We start from the raw sequence: 16,741 nt of genomic DNA on the forward strand, positions 1-16,741 counted from the left end.
GAGGCTTACTTGAGATCGAACCGGTCCAGGTTCATCACTTTCGTCCAGGCCGCGACAAAGTCCTTGATGAACTGCTCCTTGGCGTCGCTGCTGGCATAGAACTCCGCCAGCGCCCGCAGTTGCGAGTTGGAACCAAACACCAGGTCGACCCGGGTGCCGGTCCATTTCACCGCGCCAGTCTTGCGGTCACGCCCTTCGAACGTTTCGTTGGCCGCCGACACCGGCTTCCACTCCACGCCCATGTCCAGCAGGTTGACGAAAAAGTCGTTGCTCAGCGTACCCGGCTGCTGAGTGAAGACGCCGTGCTTGCTTTGCCCGGCATTGACCCCCAGCACCCGCAGGCCGCCCACCAGCACGGTCATTTCCGGCGCGCTCAAGGTCAGCAGTTGCGCTTTGTCGATCAGCAAGGCCTCGGCCGGCACCCGGTAGCTGTTCTTCAGGTAGTTGCGAAAACCATCGGCATTGGGCTCAAGAAAACCGAACGACTCGACGTCGGTCTGCTCCTGCGAGGCATCCATGCGCCCCGGGGCAAACGCCACGCGGATATCGACCCCGGCGTTCTTGGCCGCCTGCTCGACCGCGGCGCTGCCTGCCAGCACGATCAGGTCGGCCAGGGAGATTTTCTTGCCACCGGCCTGGGCACTGTTGAAGTCGTTCTGGATGCCTTCCAGCACGCTCAGCACCTTGGCCAGTTGCTCAGGCTGGTTGGCCTGCCAGAACTTCTGCGGCGCCAGGCGCAGGCGCCCGCCATTGGCCCCGCCGCGCTTGTCGGAGCCGCGGAAGGTCGAGGCCGCCGCCCAGGCCGTGGACACCCGTTCGGCCACCGACAGCCCCGAAGCCAACAGCCTGGCCTTCAGTGCGGTCACGTCGCTGTCATCGACCAGGGCATGGTCGAGCGCCGGGATCGGGTCTTGCCAGAGCAGCTCTTCGCTGGGCAGTTCCGGGCCCAGGTAACGCGACAGCGGGCCCATGTCGCGGTGGATCAGCTTGTACCAGGCACGGGCAAAGGCATCGCTCAATTGCTCGGGATTGGCCAGAAAGCGCCGCGAGATCGGCTCGTAGATCGGGTCGAAGCGCAGCGACAGGTCGGTGGTGAGCATGGTCGGGTTGCGCCGTTTGTTCGGGTCGTGGGCATCGGGGATGATCCCGGCGCCAGCGCCGTTTTTCGGCGTCCACTGGTTGGCCCCGGCCGGGCTCTTGGTCAGTTCCCACTCGAAGCCGAAGAGGTTTTCCAGGTAGTTGTTGCTCCAGCGCGTTGGCGTGGTGGTCCAGGTCACTTCCAGGCCGCTGGTGATGGTGTCGGCGCCCTTGCCCGTGCCAAAGCTGTTGCGCCAGCCCAGGCCCTGTTCTTCAAGACCGGCGGCTTCCGGTTCCGGGCCGACGTTATCGGCAGGGCCGGCGCCGTGGGTTTTACCGAAGGCATGGCCGCCGGCGATCAAGGCCACGGTTTCTTCATCGTTCATGGCCATGCGTGCGAAGGTTTCGCGGATGTCCTTGGCGGCGGCGACCGGGTCGGGGTTGCCTTCCGGGCCTTCCGGGTTGACGTAGATCAGGCCCATTTGCACCGCGGCCAGGGGGTTTTCCAGGTTGCGGCCCTGGTCGGTGCGGCTTTCTTCGTTGCCATGCTGCTCGGGCTCGGCCACCAGGGTACCCTCGCCCGGCTCCTGCATTGGCTGCGGGCCCTTGCCGTAGCGGGTATCGCCGCCCAGCCACTTGTTTTCCGAGCCCCAGTAGACGTCTTCATCCGGCTCCCAGACATCCGCGCGCCCGCCAGAAAAACCAAAAGTCTTGAAGCCCATGGACTCCAGCGCAACGTTGCCGGTGAGCACGATCAGGTCGGCCCAGGAAATGCTCCGGCCATACTTCTGCTTGATCGGCCACAGCAGGCGCCGGGCCTTGTCCAGGCTGACGTTGTCAGGCCAGCTGTTGAGCGGCGCGAAGCGTTGTTGTCCTGAGCCTGCGCCGCCACGGCCATCACCAGTGCGGTAGGTGCCGGCGCTGTGCCAGGCCATGCGGATGAACAGCGGCCCGTAATGACCGAAATCCGCTGGCCACCAGTCCTGGGAATCGGTCATCAGCGCATGCAGGTCTTGTTTCAGGGCTTGAAAGTCCAGGCTCTTGAAGGCCTCGGCATAGTTGAAGCCATCGCCTTGGGGATCGGACTGCGGCGAGTGCTGGTGGAGGATCTTCAGGTTCAGTTGGTTCGGCCACCAGTCGCGGTTCGTCGTACCACCGCCAGCGGCATGACTGAACGGGCATTTCGATTCAGTAGACATGGGTGAGCTACCTTTGTATCCAGCGTTTTAGTTATCTCCACATCAGGTCCGGCCGGCACCCGCCAGCGCATCATCAAGGCTAGTCCCGGCCCCGGCAGTCAGCAAATAGACGCAGTATTGCCCGCCGATAGCCATAATCTCTTATACCAACCCCAGGGAAGGAGCAGATCGTAGCGATAGCCGCCTCACCTGAGGTCATGACCATGAACAGCCGTCCGCGTCGCACCGCCTACCACGAAGCCGGCCATGCCCTGGCCTTCTGGTGGAACGGCCTGGCGATCCGGCGGGTAACCGTGCGCACCCGGGCAGAAGCGCTGATCGGGCCGATGGTGGATTTGCGCGGCAACCTGCAGGCGGTCAAGGGCCTGGTCGAGGCGGACTACCTGGTGCCCCTGCCCGCCTTCGAGCCGCCAGGCATCGCCGAACACCTGCCGTCGATGATCGAGCTGATCGAACGCGACCTGCTCAACTGCTTCGCCGGCCCCGTGGCCGAGGCAATTTACCGTCACAGCGCCGATGATCGCTTTCTCACCACCAGTGGCGCCGGCGACCTGCGCCGGGCCCATGAACTGATCGCCCTGCTGCCGGCGCGCCAGGTTGCGCAGGCCGGGCCCGTGGCCCTGGTTCGCTGTCACAGCCTGCTACGCGCTTACTGGCCGGTGCTGCGGGTGCTCGCCGAACGGCTGCGCGAGCAAGGCGTACTGGACGGCGAAACACTGATCGAGCTGCTGTGCCAGTTGACCGGCGAGACCCCGCAACGGCTCGGCAATCCGCTGGCAAGCCTGGACAGGCGCTGGCAACAACGGTCGGTGTGAGCTTCAGCCCGAGGGCGGCGCAGATGCTGGCGATCGTGCCAGCTCAGTGCAAGGCCCGGGTCACGAGGAAGTTCACCAGCTCCGGCTCGTCGTCCAGCTCGATCGAGCGTACCGGCCGCGGCAGCTTGTCGAGCACCGCGCGCCAGAAGGCATGGGCGGTTTCGTCCTGGTCGTAGTAACGCACCAGCCACTGGTTCTGCCCGCTCGCCAGCACCTGGCTGGCCAGGGCGCTGGCGATGCCCTTGCGCCGGTAGCGCTTGAGGATGAACAGGTCGGCCAGCTCCAGGGCGTCTAGGCCGGGCAGTTCGCTGCGCTCGATCAGCAGGAAGCCGGCGATGTAGCCATCGACCAGGATCAGGTTGGCGCTCCACTGCAGCTCTTGCCAGTAGCGTTGCAGGTGCTCGTCATGCACATAGAAACGGCCATCGACCTCAACGTCTTCCTGTTCCCAGTCCGACGACTCGTAGGCGTAAAACTGGTAGAGGTTGCGGATCAGCTCGATCTGCTCGGGGCCGGTTTGCAGGAGCTCGACAGTAAGGTCGCTCATGGCTGGACCTCATACAGCGGAAGAATCGACGGCATTGGTATCTCGATAAGTGAACGAACAGCGCGTTTTGCGGGCGCTATTGTTTACAAAAGCCGGGGCCAATGCCATCGCTAAAACATGTCACCCGGCAGCTAGCGCGGCGACCGCGTCGATTTCGATCATCATGCCGTCGAGCGCCAGGCGCGGCACCGGGGTCAGCGTGCAGGTCGGGGTCATGTTGCTGCCCCAGGCCCGCTTGGCCTCGCTACCCCAGATACGCAGCCTGGCCTCGTCGTGGTCGACGATCAGCAGGGTCAGCTTGAACACATCGGCCAGGCTTGCGCCTCTGGATGCCAGGGCAATCTGCAGATTGCCCAGGGCCTGGCGTGCCTGCTCGGCAAAGTCACTCGACAAGCGGCCTTCAAGGTCTTCACCACCCTGCCCGGCGATGTACAGCAGCCGGGCATTGGCGGCGACTTCAGCCACATGGGAGTAGGCATTGGCGCTGGGATCATAGAGGCCTTCGGGGTTGGACAGGTGGAAAGCTGCGGTCATGGTGCTGCTCCGAATGATGGGAGCGGCGAGTATCAAACCTCGACTTAAGTAGAGGTCAAGCCTGATGTTGCCAGCGCTGCGCAGGGGGCAATGATGACTGGCGTGTTAATCTGGCCCCTCGCACGGATTCGACCAGAGAGCAGACATGCCAATCGACCTACCTGACACCCTACGCCCACTGTTCATTGCCGCCGGATGGCCGGCCAACAACCCGCTACCGGCCAGTGTGCCGACCAACCATCCGGCGGCCACGCTGCTGCTGAGCCTCAACGGCCTGTGCGTCGGCCACTGCGGCGCCGGTGAAGAATGCGCTGCCGGCGACATCGAGTTCAGGGCCAAGCCCGCCCTGCACGACGACAAAGTCATCGTGAGGATGCAACACAAGCTCAACACCACCCTGGTGTGCATCGGCGATGTCCACCACGGCCATGGCGCGCTGTTTGTCGACAGCCAGGGCGCCTGCTACCTCATGAGCCAGGTTCACGATGCCTTCTGGCTGCTGGGCAGCACCTTCGTCGTTGCTGCAGAAAGCCTGCTGCTGGGCCGTCAGCCACAAGCGCAACTGCTGTGAAATTCAGGCGCAAATAAGGCAAATTGCTGGCCCCCTGCTAGCCGCTTCGTTGGCAAACTCGCTTTCTTTTCAGCAAGTTAGGTAGGTGCTATGCGGGCTTATGGATTAACCCTGGCAGCGTTTTTTCTGCTCGCCCTCCCGCTCGGTGCCCAAGCCAAGGCCCTGGGCAACAATGACCGCTACATGTGCAGTTGGGGTTCGCAGATTGCCGCCGGCGCGCAGCAGTCGAAGCTGTCCGGAGTGACCCTGTACGCCGCGCGCAAGCGCCTGCAGGTGCGTAAGTTCAACAAGCCGTGGATGCGCATGACCGCCATGGGCATCACCGAACAGACCTACAACAGCCAGTCACGCCTCAAGCCCGCAGCCATCCAGCAGACCTACTACGAGCAATGCGTCAGCCATGCGCTGGCGCGGCGCTGAACACCCCGGCCGACTCAAGGGTTTCAATCAGCCGCTCGGGCCACACTATGTCGGTGGTTTGCCGCAGTTCCTCGGCCGACCACCAGCGATGATCGGCCATTACCTCGACCTCCGAAGCCGTCCAGCCCTGGCGGCACAGCTGCTGGTTTTGCGCCTGGATCAGGTAGTACTGCTCGACCGACGTGACCCACTCGCCGCTGGGTAGCTGCATGGTAAAGCGCCGCTCGCTCAAGTGCGCGCCCACGGCGTCGACCTCGATGCCGGTTTCTTCGCGCAGCTCGCGAATGGCGGCCTGTTCGAAGTTTTCGCCCTCCTCCACACCGCCTCCGGGCGTTGCCCAGTAATCGTCACCGGCCAGCGCGCCGTTGCGATGGACGAAGCGAAACAGCAACACGCTGCGGGAGGGGCTGATGACTAACAGCCGGGCTGATTTACGTTCACGCATCGTGGTGTTCCTGTCCTTGGTTTATGATCGCGGGCGAAATTCTACCGGGCTCCAGGGATGAACAACGACAAATCTGCGCCGACAACCAGCGATTTTCACGGCAGCTGCCTGTGCGGCGCCGTCAGCTACCGCATCAACACCCCGCTAAAAGCCGTCAGCCACTGCCACTGCAGCCAGTGCCGCAAAGCCCATGGCGCAGCCTTCGCCACGTACGCCAGCGTGCCGGCTGCGGCCCTGAGCTGCAACGATCCGCAGGGCATGTTGCAGGTGTTCAAGTCATCACCCACGGTCAGCCGCAGCTTTTGTTCAGGCTGCGGCGCGAGCCTGTTCTGGGCCAATGCCAGTGGCGAGTATCCGGACTGGATCAGCGTTGCGCTGGGCACCCTGGATACGCCGTTCGAGCCTGCCCGGCAAAAACATGTGCATGTACAGTCCAAGGCCTGCTGGCTGGTAATTGGCGATACCTGGCCGCAACACCAATAAACTGAAATAACTTCAACGCAAGGACGCCCCCATGTATCGCTTGATTTATGCCGGTTTCAGCGTGCTGCTGGCGCTGGCTACCCCGGCCCAGGCAAGCAGCCTGTGCCCCGGCGCCAACACCGAAGTGCAGATGCTTGAATGCATGCAGCGCTCGCTGAAAAAATCCGATCGGCAATTGAATCAGCTCTACCAGGAGCTGGTTACACGTTTCAAGGACGAGGGCGCGTCACCCGGGCGCCCGACCCAGGACGTGGCGCTGAAAAAAGCCCAGCGCACCTGGATTGCCTTTCGTGATGCCAGCTGTGAACTGGAGACGTATGAGTCGGTTGGCGGCAGCGGCTACGCCACCATCCATACCCATTGCCTGTTGAAGCAGACGCAAGCCAGAGTCCAGTACCTGAAGCGGATTTCCGGGATGCCCTGATGGGTCATGGATGGCTGCCTGCAGTCCCACATAACCTGCATGGCCTCACACCTGGTACTCAAGCCGATCCGCTTCCACCGGCGTCGGCACTTCCCAGCGAAAGTACATGCGCTCGATGTCCTTGTTGCGCAGCGTGGTGTCGCGACGGGCGTTGCGGCGCATCAGCTCGCGCTCGCTCTGCTCCAGGTACACCAGGCGCACGTCGGCGTCATAGCTGTAGAGCAGGTCGAGGGTCTTCTTGCGCATCTGTTGCGACAAGTGCGTGCTGTTCCACACGAAGGGCTCACGGCGCCGTAGCAAGGTCTTGGCCTTGTCGATCGCGTACTGCGCCACCGGGCCTTTGTCACCATGGCTCAGGCCCAGCTCCTGGCGGGCATCGTCGAACGACACCACGGCCAGATCCGCTGCGTGCTGGTTGACCCAGGTGTCCTTGCCGCTGGCCGGCAGTCCCGCCAGCATGATCACCTGCGAGCCCTGCACCTCGCGGTACAGGCTGTACTGCGGCAGCACCGAGGCACCGCGAAAGTAGCAGCGCCGGGTGTAATCGTCGGCAAAGGCCTTGGGTCGATCCAGGCAGCCTTCGTCTTCGGCCAGCAGGCGAAATACTTCGATGTCATCGAGCAGCCCCTGCTTGCCGGCAAAGCCGCGGCCCTGCATGTCGGCGCTGGCCACGGCGCAGAGCATCCACACCGGCAACTCCCACGACAGGCGATGAAGGATCTGCTCGGCCGAACGCCCGCTCTTGTCCCCGGCCAGGGCAAAGAACGGCAACTGGTGCACGCTGATGATCCGGCAGATGCTTTCGCGCAGCTCAAACGGCGTCCCGGCCTGCCACAACAGGATGCGCGCATCTACCGCGCCGCGGCGCGAATGCCCGGGCTGGCCGATCTTGCCGGTGACTTCATCGATCACCGTGCACGACGGCTTGGCGATGTCGTGCAGCACTGCGGCGTAAAACAGCACGAATTGCTGCTCTGGGGTGGCGCGTTGGTAGGCAGGGTCGGCGAGCAAGGCATCGACCACCATCATGGTGTGGGTCCAGACGTCGCCTTCCTGGTGGTAGACCGGGTCCTGCGGGGTTGCCGCCAAGGCGCGCAGAGACGGGATCGCCTCGAGCAGTGCCGGGTAGTCGACCGCGCGACCGGGGCCGGGCATCAGCGCTCGCAATGTGTTCATGTCCATATCATTCAACTCCTTGTTCGGCGGCCTGCAGGCTGGCCCAGGTGACCTGGGGCTCGGGCGCATACAGGTCGACACCGGCGGCCAGCAGGTTGGGGATGTAGGGCTGGCGCAGGTGGTGCTCATCGGCTTCGAGGATGGCCTGGACAAAGTCGTGGCGCACCCATTTGATCCGCCCGGTGGTGTGCTCGGCGGTTTCGATTTTCAGGTACAGGCCCTCCATCAGGTCAGAGCGGTCGCCCTGGCTCCAGGCCTTGGCAAAGTCCAGTTGCTGACGGGCGATGACCTCGGCAAACGCGTCTTTCCAGCGTTGCGACTTGGCCTGGGAATGGCCGACCAGGGCGAGCAGGTCCTTCAGCCGAGGCGGCGCGATGCCTTCGAACAGCACCGGTACCGACAACACCGGGCCGCCTGCAAGCAACTGCTGGCGCCGTGCGGTGGAGAGGAACACCTGCGCCTCGCGGTCCCAGATATCGAACTCGAAGAACAGGTGCGGGAGCTGGTCGTAGAACACGCTGTGGCGCTTGCTCATCACCTCGCCGAACAGCACGTAGCGGTCTTCCAGGTGCTCGAGCAGCCAGTGTTCATGGCAGGCCGCCCATTGCTTGAACTGGTTGAACTGGCGCTCGCGGCTACCGCCGGCCAGGTAATGGCCACGGGACTGCAGCAACAGCTCGCCGGCGGCAGAAAAACTGATCGCGGCATTGGCGCCGTCGAGCTTTTCCTCGACCACCAGGTACTGGCCCTTCAGTTCGCTGTAAGGCAGTTGGTCATGGTCGCTATCGCCCGATTGCAGGCGAGAACTTTGCAGGTGTGGGGTGCGCGGGTACTTGAACAGGTCGAGCTGCGCGAGCTCGCGGATATCGAGTGTCATGGGTCTTCTCCAAAAGGGCGAAAACCGACGACAGCGGGCAGGTGAAAGTGCGTGCGCAGGCAGGCACCAACAGGCTTAAACGTCCGTCGTCGGCATCAGGCGTGTTGGTTGGCGTGGGGCACTGGCTTCACCTAAATAATGAGGGGTGGTGGATCTGAGGGGGCGGATTGGAAACGAGATGGGGGTGGGCTGTCAAGCGCTGTGTTGTCTGGGATGGCCTCATCGCGGGTCAAGTCGGGTCGCCGCACCGCCGCTCCTACAGGTACTGCGCCCATCCTGTGGGAGCGGGTCTTGCCCGCGATCGAGCGCGCAGCGGTCGTAATCCAGTCAACACTTCATGTGCTGACTGCATTGGCCTCATCGCTGGCAAGCCAGCTCCCACAAATGTATCGGTGAAAACCTCAGGCAGATTGGCGCTGCGCGTCGTTGAGCGCTCCCCCCTTCGCGCTGTTACGCTCATGCCCCTGGCGCAAACGCAGCGCCGCCAAGGCCGCCACCACCAGCACCACGGCGATGAACTTCAAACCGTTCACGGCATTGCCGGTGCTTTGCTCGATCATGCCCATCAGCGACGGCCCGAAGAAGCCGCCAAGCAAGCCGCAGGAGTTGACGAAGCCCAGGCCACCCGCCAGCGCCGCACCTTTGAGGCGCGAGGCCGGATACAGGAAGATGATCGACTGGACCACAAAGAACATCAGCGCCGACAGGCAAAAGCCCAAGAGGCTGAGTACCGGCCCCGCCTGGGAGGCAATGGCCAGGCCCAGGGCCATGGTCAGCAAACCGCTGACCAGGATCCGTCGCGCCCGTTGCGCCGTGCTGGCAAACCGCGGCAGGACGATCGCCCCGGCCGCTGCCGCCAGCCACGGCAAGGAGGTGAGAAAACCGATCTGCAGCACGCTCAGGTCGCCGTACTTGCCGATAATCCCCGGCAGGAAAAAGATCACCGTGTAGATGGTGATCTGGTGGCAGAAATAGACAAAGATCGCCAACAGGATCTGCGGCGTCAGGCACTGCTTGAGCGAGTGCCCGCTGTGGCCGGCGCCCTCCTCGGCCTCGCTGGCCAGTTGGCGTTCGATCTGCTCGGCTTCAGCGCTACTCAGCCACGGCGCCTTGCTCGGCCGGTCGGGCAGCTTCTTCCACACCACGTAGGCGAAGAACACCGCCGGCAAGCCTTCGAGCATGAACATCCACTGCCAGCCATGCCAGCCCATCAGGCCGTCCATCTGCATCAACGCCGCGCCCAACGGCCCACCGATGATGTTGGCAAAACACACCCCGAGCAGGAAGTAGCCGGTAGCGCGGGCGCGCTGTTCGCGGCCGAACCAGTAGGTCAGGTAGAGCATCACCCCGGGGAACAAGCCGGCCTCGGCGATGCCCAGCAACAGGCGCAGCACGTAGAACGAAGTCTCGCCCTGGACGAAGGCCATGGCGGCGGAAATCAGGCCCCAGGTCACCATGATCCGGGCAATCCAGAAGCGTGCGCCGACCCTGTGCATGATCAGGTTGCTGGGCACTTCCGACAGCGCATAGGTAAGGAAAAACAACCCGGCGCCCAATCCGTAGGCGGCCGCGGAAATGCCCAGGTCGACATCCAGTTGATGCTTGGCCAGGGCGATGTTGGTGCGGTCGAGAAAGCTCAGCACATAGGCGGCGATCAGCAACGGCATGAGTTTGACGAACAGCAACCGGTTGAGGGTTGCAGAATCACGGGGCACAGTCAGTTCTTCGGGCGATCTTGTAATTGTCATGGCACGAATCTCTAGTGTGGCGACAGCGGTGGGAACGCCCCGGCTAGCTCTGGCCGGGGCATGCAGGCAAGCTAGAAGTCGACTGCGTAGCGGCCCTTGAGGCTGAGCATTTCCCTGGCCTCATCGGGGCTGGCGACACGCCCGCCGAGGGCTTCGATCACCGTGCGGATGCGCTTGACCTGGTCGGCATTGGACGCCGCCAGCTTGCCCGGGCCGTCCCACAGCGAGTCCTCAAGGCCCACGCGCACGTTGCTGCCCATGGCCAGGCCCATGGTGCCCAGGGGGATCTGGTTGCGCCCGGCGCCGAGGATCGACCACTCATAGTTGTCGCCAAACAGGCGGTCGGCGGTGCGGCGCATGTGCGCCAGGTCTTCGGGGTGGCCACCGATGCCGCCGCGCAGGCCGAACACCGACTGGATGAACAACGGCGCCTTGAGCAGCCCGCGCTGGAGGAAATGCGCGGCGGTGTACAGGTGACCGATGTCGTAGCACTCGATTTCGAAGCGTGTGCGGTTCTCGGCGCAAGCGTTGAGGATGTAGGTGATGTCGCGGAAGGTGTTGCGAAAGATGCGGTCGTCGCTCTCTTCCAGGTACGGCCGCTCCCAGTCGTGCTTGAACTCGGTGAAGCGCTCGAGCATTTCGTACAGGCCGAAATTCATCGAGCCCATGTTCAGCGAGGCCAGCTCCGGCTTGAGCTGGGCCACCGGCTGCAGGCGCTCTTCGACGCCCATGGTCGGCGCGCCGCCGGTGGTGATGTTGATCACCACATCGCTCTGCGCCTTGATCTGCGGCAGGAACTGGCGAAACAGCTCGACGTCCTGGCTGGGCTTGCCGTCGAACGGATCACGGGCGTGCAGGTGAACGATTGAAGCACCCGCCTCGGCGGCACCGATGGCGGCGTCGGCGATTTGTTGCGGGGTGATCGGCAGGTGCGGCGACATCGACGGCGTATGGATGGCACCGGTGACGGCGCAGGTGATGATGACCGGGCGTTTCTTGGACATGCGTGTTCTCCGTTTTTATTCTTGGCGAGAAAGCAGTGCGGTAAAAGCGCAGGTACAGCTCAGAGGTATTCGACGTTGCCATCGACGCTGATGGCTTGCCCGGTGATGTTGCGGGCAGCTGGCGAGCAGAGGAACAAGGCGGTGGCGGCGACGTCTTCGGCAGTGACCATGCGCTTGAGGGAAATCTTCTTCAGGTACTCCTCGCGCATCAGCGCCTCGGATACCCCCACTTGCGCGGCACGGGCGCGAATCACCCCGTCCATGCGCGGCCCTTCGACGATGCCGGGCAGCAAGGCATTGACGCGGATATCGCTGTCGCCAAGCTCCGAAGCCAGGGATTTCATCAGGCCGACGATGGCCCATTTGGTCGCCGCATACGGCGTGCGCCAGGCGTAACCGAGGCGCCCGGCCACCGAGGCGATGTGCAGCAGGTGGGCGTTGGGCGAGTCCTTGAGCAGCGGCACTGCGTGGTGGGCGAAGCGGTATTGCGCGGTCAGGTTGATGTCGATGGTGCGCTGCCAGTCGTCGTCGCTGATGGCGTCGATACCGGCGGTAGGCCCGGCGATGCCGGCGTTGTTGACCAGCACATCGAGGCCGCCGAACTGCTCGCGCTGAACCTTGAACAGCGGCTCTATCTGCGCCGCATCGCCGACGTCGGCGCGGGTGGCGACGCTGCCTGGGTAACGGTCGCGAAACGCCGCCAGGGCCGCCTCGCTGACATCACAGACATGCACCCGGGCCCCGGCTTCGATATAGGCCGCCGCCAGCACTTCACCGATACCGGCGGCGCCGCCGGAAATCAACACCCGCAGGCCCGGATACGGCGTCAGACGCTTGAGAACGCTCATGCTTTTTTCACTCCAGAAACAGACCGCGCGCGGTCGTTGTTGACCAGCAGGCGCGCCAGGGAGTCGGCGGCCTGCATGATGTCGTCGGTCACCGCCGCCCGCGCCGCCGCCGCATCGCGGTCGGCCAGGGCAGCGACGATGCGGTCGTGGGCTTGCATCGAGCGCTGCAGGTGGGCTTTGTCCGGGGCGACCAGGGCAAAGCACGGGCCCATATGCAGCCAGAAATTCTCCACCGCGGCGACGGTCAGTTCAGCCTGGGCCACGGCATAAATGCGTCGGTGAAAGGCAAAGTTGCCCCACAGGTAAGCCGGCACGTCGACCTTGTCGGCGGCGGCCTGCATCTGCACGCAGAGCTCGGTGATTTCAGCCAGGTCGGCATCGCCCAGATGGGCCACGGCCTTCTCGGCCAGCAAGCCTTCGAGGGCCACCCGCGCATCGCGGATTTCGCGCAGGCGTTCAGTGGTCATCACCCGTACCCGCAGGCGCGAGGTTTCGGTGACTTCAAAGGCATTTTCGGCGCTCAGGCGCTGCAGTGCTTCACGTACCGGCATGGGGCTGGAACCCAGCGCTTCGGCCAGGCCACGGATGGTCAGCTTCTGCCCGGGCTGAAAACGCCCGCTCATCAGCGCTTCGCGGATCTGCCGGTAGACCTGGTCTTGCAGGGTATCGCGGGACACCTGGCGCAGGGCCGGCAACAGGACGGGACGGTCGGTCATGGAAAAAAGCCTGTGTTGTCGTTCTTGTGATACGAATATGTGATCACAAATCAAATATGTCAAATGATATCAGCGACAACGACGAAACGCCCTGACGGTTAGGGGCAGGGCATCTGTCAGGCTCGGGTAATGATTATCGTGGTGTCGGCGGCGTCGCCAGGTCACTCGGCCAGCGCTGCTGCAACCGACCGTCAGCCCGCATCTGCTCCAGCGCCTGTTGCCAACGCTGCACGCGCTGGCGAGTATTGCGTGCAGGCAGGTGGCGATCAGCTTCATGTATCGATCTCAGGGTCAACCAGCGCAGGCTGATCGCGAATTGATAGCGACCAGTTACAACATACGCTTGACAGAGCTGACCGCCTCCAAAAGCGCCGCGCCCACAACGCCTTCGTTGAAAGCCGGCGTGGGTACGGCGTGGGTACGGCACTTACTCTTCTTCGTACACCTTGCATTCAAGCTTGATGTCTTCAGATTGTTTTTCCTTGTTGGATGGATCCGCCCGCGATTGCTTCTCGGCATCCTGGACACTGGATGCTTTATAAGAGTCGTATCCAAAATCCTTTTTCTGGTTGTCCTCCATCTTGCTGTATTCACAAATGTACTTTTCAGTCTCGGCCCAGCCTGCCAGCGGCGACGCCATCAAGATCAACCCGCAGACCAACACTGCTTTTCTGGATGTATTCATCAGCTTGTGCTCCTGCACAAATTCGATTTACAGGGTGGTTGTTGCCCGGTGCCTGAAACCTTCGCTGACTGCCTGCAACCAAACACCTCGGCCCCGTTGATGCTATCGATCGAGAACAACAGCGTCACCTGACATAAATGCCAGGTACCCCGCGCGCAAAGAGGGGTGCAAACGGCGGCGAGTACCGCTATTGCGCCATGAATTTCAATGACCTATAACGCGCTCCATGACGATGATCCGCTCCTCCCCCTCCATCACCTCGCGGACTTTGGCGTAGCCGAGCCGGGCATAAAACCCCTCTGCAGTGATTGATGACGGCACCCGCAGCACCATCTGCCCCGCTTGCCGGGCCAGGTTTTCAAGCGCCTGCATCAGCGCGCGACCCACGCCGGTGCCCTGCACCCCTGGCGCCACAAACACGCTGCGCAGCACATTGCCGTGCAGGCTGGCAGTGGCAACCAACTGCTGGTCGAGCAGCGCCACCAGCACCTGGCGCTGCTCAAGCAAGGCCAGTATTCGCTCTGCAGTAAAGCTCTGCTCGACCTGGGCGATCAGCGCCGCCGAATAATCGGCGGCGTTGGTCTGCTGCAAGGACTGGATGATCACCGCGCTGATGGCGCTGGCGTCGGCGGGCGTGGCGGGGCGAATGTGCAGGGGCATCGGCTCGTTCCTTGAGTCAGGGTCGGGACACCAGTGTGCCGTGTGTCAAAGCCGGCTAACAGCCTTGAGCCTCTGTTGAAGTGCTGCGAACCTTGCCAGGCAACGCCAGGGCGATCAGCACACCCAATAGCGCGATCCCGCCGCTGACCAGTACTGCACGCTGCAAGCCCAGCGCGTAGCCTTGCTGCCAGGCAGCTCCGCTCAAGCCGTCGAGCCCCTGGTTGGCCAACCCCACCAGCAGCGCCAGGCCCAACGCCCCGCCAATCTGCTGGACGGTAGACGCCATCCCTGACGCCACGCCCTGCTCGGCCGCCGCAACTCCCTGCCCGGCGCACACCCACATGGCCGTCCAGGTCATGCCCTGGCCGATGCTGAGCAAGGCAATCGGCGCCAGCAGGCGGGCAAAAGCGCCATCCCCGGGCAACATCCAGCCGAGCCAGAGGATACCCAGGCCGCCGGCCAGTAAGCCGATAATCAAGGTGCTGCGCAAACCCAGGCGGGCCAGCGCCCGTTCGGCAATGCCGATGCCCAGGGTGCACACCAGGGTCGCCGGCAAAAACGCCAGGCCGCTGGCAAGCACGCTGTAGCCGTAGACCTGCTGGAAGTACAAGGCCAGGAAGTAGTACTGCACGCTGAAGCTGGCCATGAACACTGCGGTCAGGCCCATGGCCGCGCGCAGGCCCGGGGTGCGCAGCAGGCGCAGCGGCATCAACGGGTCGCGGCTGCGGCTTTCGATCACCACAAACACCGCCAGGCAGATGAGTGCGGCCGCCAGCACGGTCCAGAACAGCGGCCGTTGCCAGCCCCAGCTCGGCCCTTCGATCAGCGCCAGCACCAGCAGGCTGCCGCCGAGGGTGATGGTCAGGGCACCGGCCAGATCAAACGAGCGCCCCTGGGCCCGTGGCGGGTCGATCGGAATCCAGTAGCCGGCGGCCCAGGCGCAAGCCCCCGCCAGCGGCACGTTGACCAGAAATACCGCCTGCCAGCCCAGCCACTGGGTGAGGATGCCGCCGAGCAAGGCGCCGAGGGCCAGGCCCGCGGCCGAGGCGGCGCTCCAGATCGCCAGGGCGCGGGTGCGCGGCGCACCTTCGGCGTACTGGCTGTTGATCAGCGCCAGGGTCGCGGGGAACAGCAAGGCACCCGCCACACCCTGCAGCGCCCGCGCCAGCACCAGGATCTCGGCCTGATGGGTCAGACCGCCGGCCAGCGAGGCGATGGCGAACAAGCCCTGGCCAAGCCGATACAGGCGCCTGCGGCCGAGCAGGTCGGCGGCGCGTCCGCCAAGCAGCAGGCAGCCGCCAAAGGCCACGCCGAAGGCGCTGATGATCCATTGCAACTGGCGCGGGCCGATGGCCAGGTGCTCGCCAATGGTCGGCAAGGCGACGAAAACAATGGTGTAGTCCAGGGCAATGATCAGTTGGGCGCACGCCAGCAACAGCAGCATCAATGCAGGGTGGCGCGGGGTGGGAGTCGACATGCGGGGCATCCTTGGCAAGAAGGCGCCAGTGTCTTTCATGCGCCAGGCATGATAAATACGCTGCCAGTTCTTTCAGTAATGACTTTAATCATGGATCTGAACACCGTTGCCCTGCTGCTCAAGGTCGCCGAGCTGCGCAGTTTTACCGCCGCAGCCGCCAGCACCGGCTTGACCCAGTCAGGCTTGTCGCGGGCAATCCGCCGTCTGGAAGAGCAACTGGGGGTCAAGCTGCTGCACCGCAACACCCGCAGCGTCAGCCTGAGCGCCGACGGCCTGCTACTGCGCGAGCGTTGCGCCCCCTTGCTGGCCGGCTTCGAGGAAGCCGAGCAACTGCTGCTCGACCGCCGCTGCGAACCCAGCGGCACCCTGCGCCTGAGCCTGCCCTCGGCCTTTGGCCGCATTGTCATCCTGCCGCTGCTGGGTGAACTGACCCAACGCCATCCGCAACTGGTGGTGGATGCGACCATGACCGATCGCCTGGTCGACCTCGCCGAAGAAGGCTTCGACGCCGCGCTGCGCATCGGCCCGCTCAGCGATGTGCGCCTGGTGGCCCGGCCGCTGGCACCGATGCACTGGGTGACCGTCGCCTCCCCCGCCTACCTGGCCCGCCACGGCATGCCGCAAAGCCTCGAAGACCTGGCCCGGCACAACTGCCTGGTGGTGCATAACCCCTACCTCGGGCGCCGCGTCGACTGGCAGTTCGTCCGGGACGGCAAGCGTGTCGACGTGCAGGTCAGCGGGCAGCTGCTGTTCGATGTCGGCGACCCGCTGATCGATGCCGCGCTGCAGGGTTTCGGCATTGTCCAGGTGATGGATTTCGTCGCCCGCCAGGCCCTGGCCGACGGCCGTCTGGTGCCGGTGCTGGAGCCGTTTTCCGGGCGCTGGCGTGAACTGGCATTGGTCTACCCGCCGTCGCGCCAGCACTCGCCGCGCCTGAAGGTGTTCAGCGACTTGCTGCAGGAGTGCTGGCCGCGCGCCTGGAGCTGACGATTGCCTTTTGCCGGGCGCCGGGCCTATAGTCGCAACCGGCGTCAA

General features: G+C 63.9%; 19 protein-coding genes. 6 read left to right on the top strand and 13 right to left on the bottom strand.

Annotated elements, in window-relative coordinates:
* Window positions 1–5: 5 nt before the first annotated feature.
* Complete coding sequence (gene katG / locus ACIOVF_RS19490) at window positions 6–2,276, bottom strand: catalase/peroxidase HPI (protein WP_401291726.1); 2,271 nt, start codon at window positions 2,274–2,276, stop codon at window positions 6–8.
* A 203-nt stretch (window positions 2,277–2,479) separates the two neighbouring features.
* Between katG and ACIOVF_RS19495 the strand changes: the two genes are divergently transcribed.
* A complete protein-coding gene (locus ACIOVF_RS19495) occupies window positions 2,480–3,091 on the top strand; it encodes a hypothetical protein (RefSeq protein WP_401291729.1) in 612 nt (203 codons plus the stop codon).
* Window positions 3,092–3,134: 43 nt separating this feature from the next.
* Here ACIOVF_RS19495 and ACIOVF_RS19500 read toward each other — a convergent pair whose 3' ends face one another.
* Both ACIOVF_RS19500 and ACIOVF_RS19505 read right to left on the bottom strand, forming a co-directional pair.
* Complete coding sequence (locus ACIOVF_RS19500; protein WP_045201297.1) at window positions 3,135–3,638, bottom strand: GNAT family N-acetyltransferase; 504 nt, start codon at window positions 3,636–3,638, stop codon at window positions 3,135–3,137.
* A gap of 120 nt (window positions 3,639–3,758) precedes the next feature.
* Entirely contained in the window at window positions 3,759–4,172 is a 414-nt protein-coding gene (locus ACIOVF_RS19505) for a RidA family protein (RefSeq protein ID WP_401291733.1), read from the bottom strand.
* 145 nt (window positions 4,173–4,317) lie between these two features.
* Here ACIOVF_RS19505 and ACIOVF_RS19510 point away from each other — a divergent pair, with 145 nt between their 5' ends.
* Window positions 4,318–4,743, top strand: a complete 426-nt coding sequence (locus ACIOVF_RS19510; protein ID WP_213601679.1) for an SUKH-3 domain-containing protein — start codon at window positions 4,318–4,320, stop codon at window positions 4,741–4,743.
* Between the two features lie 90 nt (window positions 4,744–4,833).
* Window positions 4,834–5,163: a hypothetical protein gene (locus tag ACIOVF_RS19515; protein ID WP_045201294.1), complete on the top strand. Its 330-nt coding sequence runs from the start codon at window positions 4,834–4,836 to the stop codon at window positions 5,161–5,163.
* Here ACIOVF_RS19515 and ACIOVF_RS19520 read toward each other — a convergent pair.
* A complete protein-coding gene (locus ACIOVF_RS19520; protein ID WP_093384276.1) occupies window positions 5,138–5,608 on the bottom strand; it encodes an NUDIX hydrolase in 471 nt (156 codons plus the stop codon). The two genes, ACIOVF_RS19515 and ACIOVF_RS19520, sit on opposite strands and share 26 nt — an antisense overlap.
* 57 nt (window positions 5,609–5,665) lie before the next feature.
* Between ACIOVF_RS19520 and ACIOVF_RS19525 the strand changes: the two genes are divergently transcribed.
* Together ACIOVF_RS19525 and ACIOVF_RS19530 are read left to right on the top strand one after the other, a co-directional pair.
* A complete protein-coding gene (locus ACIOVF_RS19525) occupies window positions 5,666–6,091 on the top strand; it encodes a GFA family protein (protein WP_045201292.1) in 426 nt (141 codons plus the stop codon).
* A gap of 31 nt (window positions 6,092–6,122) precedes the next feature.
* Window positions 6,123–6,515, top strand: coding sequence for a lysozyme inhibitor LprI family protein (locus tag ACIOVF_RS19530; protein WP_401291738.1), 393 nt, complete (start codon window positions 6,123–6,125; stop codon window positions 6,513–6,515).
* Between the two features lie 45 nt (window positions 6,516–6,560).
* Here the strand turns inward: ACIOVF_RS19530 and ACIOVF_RS19535 are convergent, their stop codons facing one another.
* The 9 genes from ACIOVF_RS19535 to ACIOVF_RS19575 all read right to left on the bottom strand — a co-directional run bounded on the left by ACIOVF_RS19535 (window position 6,561) and on the right by ACIOVF_RS19575 (window position 15,673).
* The gene (locus tag ACIOVF_RS19535) at window positions 6,561–7,697 is read right to left on the bottom strand and encodes an AAA family ATPase (protein WP_401291741.1); all 1,137 of its coding nucleotides are present in this window, start codon (window positions 7,695–7,697) and stop codon (window positions 6,561–6,563) included.
* A 1-nt stretch (window position 7,698) separates the two neighbouring features.
* Window positions 7,699–8,568: an RNA ligase family protein gene (locus ACIOVF_RS19540; RefSeq protein ID WP_401291744.1), complete on the bottom strand. Its 870-nt coding sequence runs from the start codon at window positions 8,566–8,568 to the stop codon at window positions 7,699–7,701.
* 401 nt (window positions 8,569–8,969) lie between these two features.
* A complete protein-coding gene (locus tag ACIOVF_RS19545) occupies window positions 8,970–10,316 on the bottom strand; it encodes an MFS transporter (protein ID WP_401291747.1) in 1,347 nt (448 codons plus the stop codon).
* 71 nt (window positions 10,317–10,387) lie between these two features.
* A complete protein-coding gene (locus tag ACIOVF_RS19550) occupies window positions 10,388–11,320 on the bottom strand; it encodes a 3-keto-5-aminohexanoate cleavage protein (RefSeq protein WP_258716848.1) in 933 nt (310 codons plus the stop codon).
* A gap of 59 nt (window positions 11,321–11,379) precedes the next feature.
* Window positions 11,380–12,168, bottom strand: coding sequence for an SDR family oxidoreductase (locus ACIOVF_RS19555; RefSeq protein WP_401291751.1), 789 nt, complete (start codon window positions 12,166–12,168; stop codon window positions 11,380–11,382).
* Entirely contained in the window at window positions 12,165–12,884 is a 720-nt protein-coding gene (locus ACIOVF_RS19560) for a GntR family transcriptional regulator (RefSeq protein WP_045201285.1), read from the bottom strand. The genes ACIOVF_RS19555 and ACIOVF_RS19560 overlap by 4 nt, the downstream gene beginning before the upstream one ends.
* A gap of 427 nt (window positions 12,885–13,311) precedes the next feature.
* On the bottom strand, window positions 13,312–13,569 hold the full coding sequence (locus tag ACIOVF_RS19565) for a hypothetical protein (RefSeq protein ID WP_045201284.1): 258 nt from the start codon (window positions 13,567–13,569) through the stop codon (window positions 13,312–13,314).
* 204 nt (window positions 13,570–13,773) lie between these two features.
* Window positions 13,774–14,229: a GNAT family N-acetyltransferase gene (locus ACIOVF_RS19570; RefSeq protein ID WP_045201283.1), complete on the bottom strand. Its 456-nt coding sequence runs from the start codon at window positions 14,227–14,229 to the stop codon at window positions 13,774–13,776.
* 55 nt (window positions 14,230–14,284) lie between these two features.
* Entirely contained in the window at window positions 14,285–15,673 is a 1,389-nt protein-coding gene (locus ACIOVF_RS19575; RefSeq protein WP_401292062.1) for an MFS transporter, read from the bottom strand.
* A 123-nt stretch (window positions 15,674–15,796) separates the two neighbouring features.
* On the opposite strand from ACIOVF_RS19575, the gene ACIOVF_RS19580 reads away from it, so the two are divergent.
* On the top strand, window positions 15,797–16,693 hold the full coding sequence (locus ACIOVF_RS19580; protein ID WP_401291756.1) for a LysR family transcriptional regulator: 897 nt from the start codon (window positions 15,797–15,799) through the stop codon (window positions 16,691–16,693).
* Window positions 16,694–16,741 lie beyond the last annotated feature (48 nt).

The organism is Pseudomonas sp. NPDC087612 (assembly GCF_044743505.1).
GTDB lineage: Bacteria > Pseudomonadota > Gammaproteobacteria > Pseudomonadales > Pseudomonadaceae > Aquipseudomonas.